The sequence below is a fragment of the Paractinoplanes maris genome (genome assembly GCF_023544465.1).
Lineage (GTDB): Bacteria > Actinomycetota > Actinomycetes > Mycobacteriales > Micromonosporaceae > Actinoplanes > Actinoplanes maris.
The window spans coordinates 138615-151629 of sequence record NZ_JALPVL010000011.1; the positions used below are offsets into that span (position 1 = coordinate 138615).

Genomic DNA, 13015 nt, shown 5'->3' on the forward strand with positions numbered 1-13015 from the left:
GGATGCCCGGCTTGGTGCAATTGGGGTCATGGGGGCCGAAACGCCGAGAGCAGCCGTCCGTGCCTGGCGGGACGGGCTCGTCAACCTCGACGGCGGCAACCGCCTGCTCAACCTCCGGCCCTCGGCCGCGGGCAGCCTGGAGGTGGCCGGGCCGGGCGCGCCCGAGATCGTGGCGGCGTTGCGGAGCGGGGAGACGTTCGGGTTCCTCCCGGCCGACGCCACACCGGCGCCCGGCTCCCTGTTCCGCACCGGGCTCGGACCGGTGGCCCTCGGCAGCACGCTGCGGCGGCTGCAGCGGCGATCGCGGCAGGACCTGCTCGACCGTGGGGTGGCCACGCTGCACCTGGCGGTCGGCGTGCTGCGGTGGCGCGACGAGGAGGGTGCGGCCTTCGCCAGCCCGGTGTTGTTGCTCCCGGCCGAGCTGGTCGCGCGCGGGCCGGGCGATGTGCCGCGGCTGCGCGAGCGGGACGACGAGCCGGTGGTGAATCCGGCCCTGGCCCTGCGGTTGCGCCGGATGGGCATCGCGATGCCGGCACCGCCCACCGGGGGCGAGCTGGATGTGCGGGGTTATCTGAACGCGCTGCGGGCCACGGTCAGCAATCGCGACTGGCCGGTCGACGAAGGCGTGCTGCTGTCGTGCTTCAGCTTCCACAAGGAGGCGATGTATCGGGATCTGCTCGACAACGAGGCCCGGATCGCCGGCCACCCGCTGGTGCGGGCGCTGGCCGGTCAGGGCGCCCCCGATCCCGGCTCAGCGCCCGGAACCGGCGGGGCGCACGACGAGCTGCCCCTGGTGCTGGACGCGGACGCCACGCAGCGGGCCTGTGTGGAGGCGGCGCTGGCCGGGCGCAGCTTCGTCCTGGACGGTCCGCCGGGGACGGGCAAATCGCAGACCATCGCGAACATCATCGGCTGCCTGCTGCACGCCGGGAAGCGTGTCCTGTTCGTCTCGGAGAAGGCCGCCGCTCTCGACGTCGTGCGCAACCGCCTGGCCGCGGCCGGCCTGGACCCGTACCTGTTGGAGCTGCACAGCCACAAGGCCACCCGCAAGGAGGTGGCTCGCGCCCTGGCCGCCGCGCTGACCGAACCACCGGCACCGCGGCCGGCCGCCGCGAGCACGGTCGATCGCCGCCGTCTGGCCGAGCTGCGCGACCGCCTGGACGCCTACGCCACCGCCATGAACGAGCGCCGCGAGCCGCTGGGGCGCACCCTCCACGAGGTGCTGGGCGAGGCGGCCCGGCTCGACGATCGGCCGGCCGCCCCGATGCACCTGTCGACCGCGCTCAGCCCCGAAACCGTGCGGCAGATGCTGGACGCGGCCGACGAACTGGCCCGCTGCCGCCGCGCGCCCGCCGAGGGCGAGGACTTCCTCTGGCGCGAGGTGACCGAGCCGCAGCCCCTGGACGAGCCCCTGCGCGACGCTCTGACGGCCCTGCGGGCCTTGCGGTCCCAGGCCATGACGTACGGGTTGAGCCGCCCCGCCGAGGCCGAAGCCCTCAGCGCCCGGGTCACGCTCGCGGCCCGGCGACCCGCCCCGGTGGACGACACGTGGCTCACCGCGCCCTCCCTGGAATCCTTCGAGCGCGCCGCCGAGCGCCGGGCCGCCCTCCTGGCCGAGGCCCGGGACGCCGCCCGGGCCGTGCACGAGGCGGCCGGCGTCGACTGGCACGACCTGCCCGACCTGCTTCCGCCCGCCCTGGAGCAGGGGACGCTGACCGCCGCCGCGGCCGAGCTGACCGCCCGCCGCCACGCCGCCGAAGCCGACACCCTGGAGCAGTTGCTGCGCGAGGCCGGGCCGTTCGCCACCCGCCTCGGCCTGCCCGCCCCGGTCACCTTCGCCGATCTGGCCCGCTTCGCGGCCGTGGCCGAGCCGGCCGCCCGGGCCAACCGTCCCGAGCCGTTCTGGTTCGGTCCGGGCGTCCTGGCCGGGGTCGCCGACGCCGCGGCCGTGCTCCGCCGGTGCGCCGGGGCCGTCGTCGCGACCGGGGCCGAGTGCCGCCGCTATTTCGCCGACACGATCGTCGACCAGCCCGTCGAGCAGCTGGCCGACCGGCTGGCCCACGAGCACCGCGGCCTGCGCAAGCTCCTTCGTGCCTACCGCCGTGACTGGGACGCGGTGGCCGCCTTCGCGCTGCCGTCGGTCCGGCCCGCCGACGCGGTCGCCCACCTCGGCGCGGCAGTGGCCTGGCAGCGGGCCCTGCGCGAGCGGGCCGCCGCCGAGCGCCGGTACGCGCCACTGCTCGGCCGTTACAGCCGGGGCGGCGAGGCCGGGGTCGACGAGGCCCTGCGGACCGCGGCCGACCTGCTGCGGCTCAGCCCGCCCGACGCCCTGCCCGCCGTGGCCGACCAGATCTGCCGTCCCGCCCCCGATCCCGACCTGATCCGGCTCGGGGCGCAGGCCCGCACGGTGGCCGGCTGGGAGCCGGGGCCGGAGCCGGTGCTCGGTGCCGTGGCCCGCCGGCACGCCCAGGTCGGGCCGTTCATCGAGGCCGCCACGGTGCTGCAAGCCTTCAGCCGGGCGGTCGGCCGCGGGGTCGACCTGGCCGAGGCGCTGCGCCTGACCGACCTGCGCCGCGCCGCCGCCGACCGCGAGCGGGCACTGCACTTCGACGCGGAGAGCGCGGAGAGCGCGGGAGGCGCGGGACGCGCGGGCGGCGCGGAAGGCGCGGGCGGCCCGGACGCGCCGGGCCTCACCGACGCCGTCGCCTGGGCGGCCGAGATGCGCCGGCTGGCCACCGGCCACGACAAGCCGCTCACCGAGGACGAGGCCGCGCTGCGAGCGGACCCCGACGAGGCGGCGGCGCTGGCCGAAGCCGTCGGCTCCTGGACAAGCGCCCGGGACACCGTCGTCGCCGCCTTCGCAGCGTCGCGCCGGCCCGAGATCGAGGCGGCACTCGACGACTTCGACGGCGGTTTCCTGACCGGCCTGCTGGCCGACGCGCGTGGTCAGCAGGAGTGGCTGGGCTATCAGCACGCGCTCGGCCTGCTGACCGGGGACACGGTCGAATTCTGTCTCGAGCTGCCGGACGACCGGATCCGGCCCGTCGTCGAGCGCTCCCTGCTCACCGCCTGGGCCGACGCCGTGATCCGCGAGGACGACCGGCTCCGCCCGATCGGCGGCCTCGAACACGACCACCTGGTCGACGAGTTCCGGGCCCTGGACGCCGCGCTGACCGCCGAGGCGCCGGCAACGATCAGCGCGGCCGTCGAGGCTCGCCGGGTGGCGGTCCCCGACGACATCGCGCTGCTGCGGCGCGAGGGTCTGAAACAGAGCCGCCACCTTCCCGTACGGGATCTGATCGGCCAGGCCCGGCAGACGGTCCAGACCGGCAAGCCGTGTTTCCTGATGTCCCCGCTCGCCGTCAGCCAGTACCTGCCGCCCGACCTGACCTTCGACGTCGTCATCTTCGACGAGGCGTCCCAGATCGCCCCGGCCGACGCGGTCAACTGCGTCTATCGGGCCGAGTCGCTGATCGCCGCCGGGGACGACCGCCAGCTGCCGCCGACCTCGTTCTTCTCGACGCGGGCGGACGCCGACGACGGCACCGACGTCAACGACTTCCAGTCCATCCTGGAGCTGGCCGAGGGATGCGGCGCGTTCCCCGGCCTCGGGCTGGGCCGGCACTACCGCAGCCGGCACGAGGCGCTGATCGCCTTCGCCAACCACCGCTTCTATCAGGGCCGGCTGCTCACCTATCCGGGCGCCGACGCCGACCCCGAGACCGGTGTGGAGTTCGTCCCGGCCGCGGGCACCTACCGCCGGGGCGGCGCGCGGGACAACCCGGTCGAGGCCGAGAAGGTGGCCCAGCGCATCATCGCCTGCCTGACCACCCGGCCCGACCTCTCGCTGGGCGTGGTCACCTTCTCGGTGGCCCAGGCCGAGGCGATCGAGGTGGCCGTCGAGCGCGCCGCGGCCCGCCACCCCGGACTGGAACGGCTGCTCGACGGCGACCGGCTGACCGGCTTCTTCGTCAAGAGCCTCGAGTCGGTGCAGGGCGACGAGCGCGACGTGATGATCTTCTCGGTCGGGTACGGCCGTGACGAGCACGGCCGGATCAGCGCCAACTTCGGCGCCCTCAACCAGCCCAACGGCTGGCGGCGGCTGAACGTCGCGATCACCCGGGCCCGGCGGCGCGTCGAGATCATCTCGTCGGTCCGGGCGCGCGACATCCCGGAGTCGGCCAACCCCGGCGTCCGGCATCTGGCCGCCTACCTCGACTTCGCCGAGCGCGGCCTGGCCGCCGTCCCGGCCGGACCGGTGGCCGCCGACCCGCTGGTGGCGGCGGTGCTGGAGACCGTGCGCTCGTGGGGATACGACGCGAAGGCCTTCGTCGGTGGCGACGGCTATCGGGTGGACATCGGGGTGCGGCACCCGACACCCGGCCGTGGCTACGTGCTCGGCGTCGAATGCGACGGCCCGTTCTACGCCTCGCTCGGCGCGGCCCGCGACCGCGACCGGCTGAGCGCCGGGATCCTCACCGGACTCGGCTGGCGGCTGCACCGGGTCTGGGGCACGGCCTGGCACCACGACCGGACGGGGGAGCAGAGGCGGCTGCGCGAGGCGATCGAGAAGGCCGTGGGGCCGCTGCCGGCCCGGCGCGCGGGCCTGGTGAGACTGCAACCGGTCTCCTGACCGATCGGTCAGGACCGATTACGGTATTGACTCGTTGCGCTGCGATGTCCAGCATATGTCGCGTGACACCAGGGAGCGCTCCGGCGCCGGCCGCGCCGGTCAACTGCGTTGCCTTCCGGGCCGACGGCCGACGGCTGGCGAGCGGCACCCAGGCCGGCGCGGTGACCGTGCTGGAGACCAGCGACCCCTCGCGGCCGCTGGTTCTGACTGAATTTGCCCATCGCTCGGCGGTGCTGGCGGCCGCCTGGAACCCGGGCGCGTCCGATCTGCTGGCCACCGGCTCGGCCGACGGGACGGCGGCGGTGTGGCGGGTCGTCGACGACCGGCCGCCCCACCTCATGAAGGTGCTCGGCGGTCATCCCACGGCGGTCACCGGCGTCTCCTGGATGCCCGACGGCCAGCATCTGCTCTGCCAGTTGGCCGACGGGCGGGCGGCCGTGTGGCAGGCGTTCGGCGAGACCTACCTGGGTGAGATCGAGGATTGCGTACGCCTCGACGTGAGCGCCGCCGGCCTGGTGGCGACCGTCGGCGCCAACGGCTTCGTGGCCGTCCGCGACCTGGCCCAGGATCGCGTCCCGCTGGCCGGCCGGGCCGCCCCCGCCGTCGAGGCGTGCGCGTGGTCGCCCGACGGATCGACGCTGGCCCTGGCCCGGCGGGACGGCGCGATCGAGTTGCGCAACACCCACCTCGACCCGATCCGCACGATCCGGGCCGGGGACGCTCCGCTGCGCTCGGTCACCTGGTCGGCCGACGGGCGGCATGTGCTGGCCGGCGCGTACGACGGGGTGGTCTTCGCCATCGACCCGTCGAGCCGCCCGGTGTGGCGGCTGACCGACCCCACGATCCGCACCCGCTCGCTGGCCGTCGGCGGTCCGGTGCTGGCCACGGCCACCTTCGCCGGCCGGCCCTACCTGCTCGACGCCACCTCGGGCACCCCACTCACTCCTGGCCTCTCGCTGCCCGCGCTGCCCGCCCCGACCCGCCCGTTCCGCGGTGGCGTGCTGGCCGCCGAGGGCCGCGTCGTCACGGCCGGCCCGCCGGACAACCGCACCATCGTCGTCGAGCACGACCTGCGGGTCGGCGCGATCGACTCGCTGGCCGACCGGGTGGTCGTCTCGGCCGCCCACCAGGCCGTCCGGGTGGCCCGGCTCGACCCGGTGGCCTACGAGGTGGAGCGGGGCATCACGCTGCGCGCGCCCGAGCCGGTCCGCACCGTGGCCCTGCTCGGCACGGCCGAGAGCACCGTCGTGGTCGCCGCGTCGTACGAGTTCCGGCTCTATTCGTGGACCGTCGACTGGACCGGCCCGCCGGTCGGCCCGACGCCGGCCGGCGAGTTCGGCGCGGGCATCGCGGCCCTCCAGCGCCTCGACGAGCAGCGCCTGACGGCCACCGACAACCGTGGTGAGCTGGTCATCCTCGCCCTGCGGGCCGACGGCGCGCTGTCGGCCTGACGCTCACTCGAAGCGGACCAGGTCGCCCGCGCCCAGCATCTCGGGCCCGCTCACTCGAAGCGAGCCGGGTCGCCCGCGCCCAGCATCTCGGGCCCGCTCACTCGAAGCGAGCCGGGTCGCCCGCGCCCACGCGCAGGATCTCGGGCTCGCCCCCGGAGAGGTCGACCACGGTCGTGGGCTCGGTGCCGCCCTCGCCCGAGTCGACAACCGCGTCGACGACGTGGTCGAGCGTCTCCTTGATCTCCCAGCCCATCGTCAGCGGCTCGTCCTGCCCGGGCAGCAGCAGCGTGGTCGACACCAGCGGCTCGCCCAGCTCGGCCAGGATCGCCTGAGCCACGACATGGTCGGGGATGCGCGCGCCGACCGTCTTCTTCTTCGGGTGCAGCAGCCGCCGCGGCACCTCCCGGGTGGCCGGCAGGATGAACGTGTAAGGCCCCGGGGTCGCCGACTTGACCAGCCGGAACGCCGCGTTGTTGATCTGCACGAACTGGCCCAGCTGGGCGAAGTCGCGGCACATCAGCGTGAAGTGGTGCCGGTCGTCGAGGTGCCGGATCTCGCGGATGCGGTCGAGGCCCTCCTTGCTACCCATCCGGCACCCCAGCGCGAACAGTGAGTCGGTCGGGTAGGCGATCACCCCGCCCGCCCGGACGATGTCGGCCACCTGCCGGACGGAACGGGCCTGCGGGTTGTCCGGGTGCACGTCGAAGTACTTCGCCACCAGCGCAGCCTAGTGAGTCGCCTTCCGGTACGCGTGCACAACCGCCGCCATGTCCGCCCCGGCGTGACCGTGCTCGGCGGCCGCGGCGTACAGGTCCCGGCAGACGTCCAGGATCGGCGACCGCAGACCCCGGCGACGCGCGGCCGCGACGACCAGTTCGTTGTTCTTGAGCACGTCGTGGATCGCCGCCTGCACCGCGAAGTCCGAGTCGACGATCTTGGCCGCCTTGCCCCGCGAGACGGTGCTGGCCATCGGCCCCGCGTCGAGCACCTGCCGCAACACCGCGGTGTCGAGGCCGTGCCCCTCGGCGAAGTGGAACGCCTCGGCCAGCCCGGTCACCATGCTGATCAGGAAGGTGTTGACCGCCAGCTTCATGAGCAGAGCCCCCGGCACCGCCCCGCAATCCACGACCTGCCGGCACAGGGGCGCGATCAGATCCCGTACGAGGGAAAGGTCTTCCGCCTCGCCCGCCACCATGCCGATGAGCTCGCCCGCCTCGGCCGGCCCCCGCGACCCGGAGACCGGAGCCTCCACATACCGCCCGCCGGCGGCGACGATCCGCGCCCCCAGCCGCTCCGAGTGCTCCGGGCTGGTCGTGCCCATGTGAACGACCAGCTTCCCGCCGACCTCAGCCGGGAGGACCGCGTCGATGGCCTGCTCGGTGGCCAGCATCAGGATCACGGTGCCGGCCCGGGCGAAGACCTCGTCCACGCTCGCGGCGCGGGTCGCCCCCGGCGGTGTGTCCCCTCGATCCGTACGACTCCAGACGATCAGATCGGTGCCGGCCCGGGCCAGGTTGGCCGCCATCGGTTGCCCCATCACACCGAGCCCCAGAAACCCCACCGTCATGCCGCTCACCGTAGAGCCGCCACCACCGCCGGCGAGGCAGCCAATTCCCGCCTCGTGGCTTCGCGCCATCCGAAACGACGGGCCGGTGCACAGTGGACTGTGAAATGCTGCGGTCGTCCGACGAGGGAAGGCAGTGCCCATGCCCGTGTCCGTGAACCTCGACGCCCTGCTCGACGAGCCCTTCCGCGACCTCCCGCTGACCGACCTGGTCAACGCCCCGGTCGCCGCCCTGTCCGGAGTCAGCGACGAGGAGGCCGAGGGCCTGCGCCTGGCCTTCGGCATAGCCACGATCGGCGACCTGGCCGCCAACGATTTCGTCCGCGCCGCCACCGCCATAGCCCGCATGGCCGAGATCGCCGGGGCGCCGGAATAGATTTCGCCCGGCCCGGCCGGCCCTAGGGAACGTTCCAGGCGTTCAACGTGATGTTGAGAATGCCGCGGTCGTTCGCGGAGGTGACGCCGGTGATCGTCATGAAGACAATCTTCTGAGTGGTCGCTTCCTCGAGAGCCCGGTTCTTGTCGGTCCGGAAGCAGAGAGTCAGATCCTTGGCCGCCGGAATCGGGCGGCTCGCCGGTTGGGTGCGAATCTTGTCGAGGCATTCCTCGGGCGTCGCGTCGGGGCCGGACACTTCCGCTTGTTGCAGTTCCGACTGAATGGTTCCGGGATTGCATCCGGAATAGCGGACGTCGACGCCGCCTCCGGCGACCTGGGGCAGGTCGAGATCGATCGCCACCTGGTAGTTGCCGTTGTCGGCGCAGCCCGGCGACTCCGCTCGCAGCCGCTCGTCCTGGTAGGCGCGGGTGAAGGCGCCCTGCGGGTCGATGGTGCCGGTCGCGCCGGGGTCCTCCGCGGGCGCCTCGGCGCTGGCCCCGGGCGGTGGCGGCTCCTGGCTACGCGGGAGCGATGCCGTCGTCGGTGCCGTCGCCGGTGCCGGCTGCGCGACCACGGGTGAGCCGTCACTCGACCGGGCGAACGCGAGCACCGCGACCGCGACGGCTACCACGCTCAGCACGAGGGCGATGACCGCCACCGTCATCGCCACGATCCCGGTCCGGCCGGCCCGTGGGGGTGCCGGCATCTGCGGTGTGCTCATGAATCAACTCATTTCGTGAGGACGGCGTCGGAGAAAGTGACCGCGCCGCCCGGCTTGTTGCAGGTCAGGCGCAGCTCGAGGGTGCCGCCGCCGACGAGCGGCGTGCTGAGGGCGGACGACTCCTGGCCGGGCCGCAGCTGCACGCGCTCGCCCTCGAGGTTGTCGATCCGGACGGTCACCTCGACGTCGTCGCCGATGCCGTCAGGGCGAACCCGGGCGCTCAGGCCGGTCGCATCCCGGCGCGGCACGGCGAACTTCACGGCGCGGTAAAGGTCGCCGTCGGTGTTGCTGGCACAGGGCAGCCGGAACGTCGTCGTGCCCGGGACCCGTTGCAGATTGCTGCCGCCGGCCAGCGGAGTCAGATCGGCCAGGGTTGTCCCGGAGGCCGCCGGGGGAGACGTGGGGCCGGGCCGGGGGGACGTGGGGCCGGGCGAAGGAGGCGAGGGCGGAGGGCTCGACGTCTCCGGTGTGGATGAGGCGGTTGTCCCCACACTCCGGGCCGGCGTCGATCCCAAGGGGAATTCGAAGCCGATCACATCCCGGCCCAGAGCGAGAGCAGTGATGACGACACCGATGATGGTGAAAACGAGAGAAGGCTCTTTCCAGCTGAACTTGCGGGCCGCTTTCCCTTCCGCCGGATCGTTTCCATTTCCCTGATGGTGCGTGCGGTCGTTTCCGGCCAAGGCGTCGCTCTCAAAGCCATCTGTCGTGGAATGAGGATCACGATGTGGTGTGCGAACGCCAGAGTAGGAATCGGAGATGCACGCGAGTATCGGTCGATCGGACCATGCCGCGAGTCGTTGATCCCGGATGGACAGTCCGGAAGGGGTCTATTTGACGCCGCCCATCAGGCGGCGCAGCAGCGGGGCCAGGGTGAGCAGGATGGCGCCCAGGACGATGGCTATCGCGCCCAGGATGCCGAAGTACGGCACCTCGTGGTCCTCGCTGTAGTAGCCGGCCAGCGTGCCCGACAAGGCCGTGCCCAAGGCGATCGACAGGAAGAACAGCGCGACCATCTGCGTACGGAAAGCCTCCGGAGCCAGCTTGGTGGTGAGTGACAGGCCCACCGGCGACAGCAGCAGTTCGGCGATCGTGAAGACCAGCAGGATGCCGGTCAGGCCGAGCAGCGGCACGCTCGCGGTGCCCGCGAAGGGCAGGAACAGCAGGAACGCCACCCCCATGATGGCGGTGCCGGCCGCGAACTTCACCGGGGTCGACGGCTGGCGGTCGCCCAGCCGGGTCCAGATGGCCGCGAAGACGCCGGACAGGATGATGATGAAGACCGGGTTGATCGACTGGACCCAGGAGACCGGCATCTCCCAGCCGAACAGGTTGCGGTCGAGGCGCTTGTCGGCATAGATCGTGACCACGGTGAACTGCTGCTGGTAGAGCGACCAGAACGCCGCGCTGGCGATGAACATCGGGATGAAGGCCAGCACCCGGCGGCGTTCCACCCCGTCGATCCGGCCGCTGGTCAGGATCACCACGAAGTAGGCGATCGCGGCCAGGATGCTCAGCACGATCACGATGTTGGACAGCCAGTCGGCCCGGATCACGCCGGTCAGGGCGAGCGCCGCCACGATCACCACGACCAGCGCGGCCACGCCGGCCACCAGCGGGCGGCGCGCGGCGGGCAGCGGGTTGGCGATCTCGTGGGCCTCGGCGGGCAGGGCGCGCCGGCCGAACGCGTACTGGATCAGGCCGATCGCCATGCCCACCGCGGCCAGGCCGAAGCCCCAGTGGAAACCGGCCTCGCTCTGCAGCAGCCCGGTCAGCAGCGGGCCGGCGAACGCGCCCAGGTTGATGCCGAGGTAGAACAGCGAGAAGCCGGCGTCGCGGCGCTCGTCGTCCCGGTCGTAGAGCAGTCCGACGATCGTGGTCGCGGTCGCCTTCACGCCGCCGCTGCCCAGCGCGACCAGGATCAGACCGGCCGCCACGCCGCCGACACCGGGGATCAGGGCCAGCGCGATGTGCCCGGCCATGACCAGGATCGCGCTGCCGAACAGCACCTTCTCCGGCCCGAAGAGCCGGTCGGACAGCCAGGCCCCGATCACCGTGGCGAGATAGACCGAGCCCCCGTACGCCCCGACGATGCTCGTCGCCGTGCCCTCGTCGATGCCCAGGCCACCGCGGGACGCCTCGTAATACAGGTAGATGAGCAGGATGCCCTGCATGCCGTAGAACGAGAACCGTTCCCACAGCTCCACGCCGAACAGGTTCGCGAGCGCCCGCGGTTGCCCGAAGAAGGTCATGGGTGGCCGGTTACCCCGCAATGATGGCGCCGAAAAGCCACCTGGACCATGCTGAAGGTGTGGAAACTGAACTCTTCATCGGCGGCAAGTGGGTTCCCGCATCGTCCGGGAACCGTTTCGACGTGCTCGACCCGGCGACCGGCGACGTGATCGCCTCGGTGGCCGACGGCGGCGAGAGCGACGCGATCGCGGCGGTCGACGCGGCGGCGGAGGCGGGTCCGGCCTGGGCGGCCACCCCACCCCGGGTACGAGGTGAGGCTCTCCGCCGGGCCTGGGAGCTGATGACCGAGCGGGCCGGCGAGCTGGCCAAGCTGATCAGCCTCGAGAACGGCAAGGCCCTGGTCGATGCCCAGGGCGAGGTCACCTACGCGGCCGAGTTCTTCCGCTGGTTCGCCGAGGAGGCCGTCCGCGGCGCCGGCGAGCTCGCGACCGCACCCTCGGGAGCCAACCGCATCCTGGTCACCCGCCAGCCGGTCGGCGTGTGTGTGCTGGTCACGCCGTGGAACTTCCCGGCCGCGATGGCCACCCGCAAGATCGGCCCGGCGCTGGCCGCGGGCTGCACCGTCGTCCTCAAGCCGGCCAGCGACACCCCGCTCACCGCGCTGGCCATGGCCGCGATCCTGGCCGAGGCCGGCGTGCCCTCCGGCGTCGTCAACGTGCTGCCGTCGCGCAGCTCGGGCAAGGTGGTCGGCCGGATGCTGCGGGATGCCCGCGTACGGAAACTGTCCTTCACCGGGTCGACCGAGGTCGGCCGTCTCCTGCTCGCGCAGGCGGCCGAGGGCGTGGTGAACACGTCGATGGAGCTCGGCGGCAACGCGCCGTTCCTGGTCTTCGCCGACGCCGACCTCGACGCGGCCATCGACGGCGCGATGATCGCCAAGATGCGCAACGGCGGCGAGGCCTGCACGGCGGCCAACCGCTTCTACGTCGAGTCGTCGATCGCCGCCGACTTCTCGCGGCGGCTCGCCTCGCGCATGTCGCAGCTCAAGGTCGGCCCCGGCACCGAGGAGTCGACCCAGGTCGGCCCGCTGGTCAACGAGGACACGGTGGCCAAGGTCGACTCCCTGGTCCGGGGCGCGCTGGACGCGGGGGCCACGGCCGAGACCGGCGGTGCCCGCCCGGCGGGGCCCGGTTTCTACTACCCGCCGACCGTGCTCACCGGCGTCCCGGCCGACGCGCCGATCCTGCGCGAGGAGATTTTCGGCCCGGTCGCCCCGATCGTCACCTTCACCGGCGAGGACGAGGCCGTGCGGCTGGCCAACGACACCGAGTACGGCCTGGTGGCCTACGTCTACACCGGCGACCTGGCCCGCGGCCTGCGGGTCAGCGAGGCCATCGAGGCGGGCATGGTCGGCCTCAACCGGGGCCTGGTCAGCGACCCGGCGGCGCCGTTCGGCGGCGTCAAGCAGAGTGGCATCGGCCGCGAGGGCGGCCACGAGGGCCTGCTCGAATACCTCGAGTCGAAATACATCGCCGTCAACTGGTGATGTCCTTGCGCATCCGCACGATCGGGACGGGGACGCCACCGCTGGCGTCCTCGATCCGCTCCACCTCCTCGAACCCGTATCCGCGGTAGAGCGGCTCGCCGGCCAGGGTCGCCATCAGCTCCAGCCGCGTGTATCCCTCGGCCGCGGCCGCCCGCTCGCACAGTCCGAGGATCAGCCGGCCCACCCCGCGGCGGGTGTAGTCCGGGTGCGTATACATGGCCCGCACCTTGGCCGGGTCGCTCGCCGGGTCGAGCACGGCGGCGTCCCGGGAGCTCGAGTGGTCGCCGCCGTAGAGCGTCGCCCGCCGGCTCCACCCACCGCACCCCGCGAGCTGCCCGTCCGACTCGATCACAAAATACGTCCGGTCGTCGATCAGCTGCGTGTCCAGCCCCATGATCGCCGCGCTGCTCCGGATCTGCTCGTCGTTGAGAAATCCCTTGAGCAGCTCGGCGATCGCCCGGTCGATGAGTTCCCGCAGGGCGTCCACGTCGGCGCGCGTCGCCGTCCGGCTCGTCAGTGACATCCCGCCAT

The 13015-nt window shown here is 72.8% G+C and carries 10 protein-coding genes; 4 read left to right on the forward strand and 6 right to left on the reverse strand.

Annotation, left to right across the window (positions count from 1 at the left end):
* The first annotated feature begins 28 nt into the window (after window positions 1-28).
* Both NAG42_RS30050 and NAG42_RS30055 read left to right on the forward strand, forming a co-directional pair.
* Entirely contained in the window at window positions 29-4633 is a 4605-nt protein-coding gene (locus NAG42_RS30050) for a PDDEXK-like endonuclease domain-containing protein (protein ID WP_250035247.1), read from the forward strand.
* Between the two features lie 62 nt (window positions 4634-4695).
* On the forward strand, window positions 4696-6084 hold the full coding sequence (locus NAG42_RS30055) for a WD40 repeat domain-containing protein (RefSeq protein ID WP_250035248.1): 1389 nt from the start codon (window positions 4696-4698) through the stop codon (window positions 6082-6084).
* Between the two features lie 97 nt (window positions 6085-6181).
* Here NAG42_RS30055 and NAG42_RS30060 read toward each other — a convergent pair whose 3' ends face one another.
* Together NAG42_RS30060 and NAG42_RS30065 are read right to left on the reverse strand one after the other, a co-directional pair.
* On the reverse strand, window positions 6182-6802 hold the full coding sequence (locus NAG42_RS30060) for an L-threonylcarbamoyladenylate synthase (protein ID WP_250035249.1): 621 nt from the start codon (window positions 6800-6802) through the stop codon (window positions 6182-6184).
* Window positions 6803-6811: 9 nt separating this feature from the next.
* Window positions 6812-7720, reverse strand: coding sequence for an NAD(P)-dependent oxidoreductase (locus NAG42_RS30065; RefSeq protein ID WP_284046076.1), 909 nt, complete (start codon window positions 7718-7720; stop codon window positions 6812-6814).
* Between the two features lie 70 nt (window positions 7721-7790).
* Here NAG42_RS30065 and NAG42_RS30070 point away from each other — a divergent pair, with 70 nt between their 5' ends.
* Complete coding sequence (locus NAG42_RS30070) at window positions 7791-8024, forward strand: hypothetical protein (RefSeq protein WP_250035251.1); 234 nt, start codon at window positions 7791-7793, stop codon at window positions 8022-8024.
* Between the two features lie 22 nt (window positions 8025-8046).
* Here NAG42_RS30070 and NAG42_RS30075 read toward each other — a convergent pair whose 3' ends face one another.
* The 3 genes from NAG42_RS30075 to NAG42_RS30085 form a co-directional block, all read right to left on the reverse strand.
* Window positions 8047-8682 carry a hypothetical protein gene (locus NAG42_RS30075; protein WP_250035252.1) on the reverse strand — a complete coding sequence of 212 codons (636 nt, stop codon included), beginning with the start codon at window positions 8680-8682 and terminating at the stop codon, window positions 8047-8049.
* A 71-nt stretch (window positions 8683-8753) separates the two neighbouring features.
* A complete protein-coding gene (locus NAG42_RS30080) occupies window positions 8754-9260 on the reverse strand; it encodes a hypothetical protein (protein ID WP_250035253.1) in 507 nt (168 codons plus the stop codon).
* A 315-nt stretch (window positions 9261-9575) separates the two neighbouring features.
* Window positions 9576-10997, reverse strand: a complete 1422-nt coding sequence (locus NAG42_RS30085) for a peptide MFS transporter (protein WP_250035254.1) — start codon at window positions 10995-10997, stop codon at window positions 9576-9578.
* Between the two features lie 59 nt (window positions 10998-11056).
* Here NAG42_RS30085 and NAG42_RS30090 point away from each other — a divergent pair, with 59 nt between their 5' ends.
* Window positions 11057-12484 (forward strand): NAD-dependent succinate-semialdehyde dehydrogenase, encoded by a 1428-nt coding sequence (locus NAG42_RS30090; RefSeq protein ID WP_250035255.1) that lies wholly within the window; start codon window positions 11057-11059, stop codon window positions 12482-12484.
* Here NAG42_RS30090 and NAG42_RS30095 read toward each other — a convergent pair.
* Window positions 12474-13007 (reverse strand): GNAT family N-acetyltransferase, encoded by a 534-nt coding sequence (locus NAG42_RS30095; protein WP_250035257.1) that lies wholly within the window; start codon window positions 13005-13007, stop codon window positions 12474-12476. The two genes, NAG42_RS30090 and NAG42_RS30095, sit on opposite strands and share 11 nt — an antisense overlap.
* Between the last annotated feature and the right edge of the window lie 8 nt (window positions 13008-13015).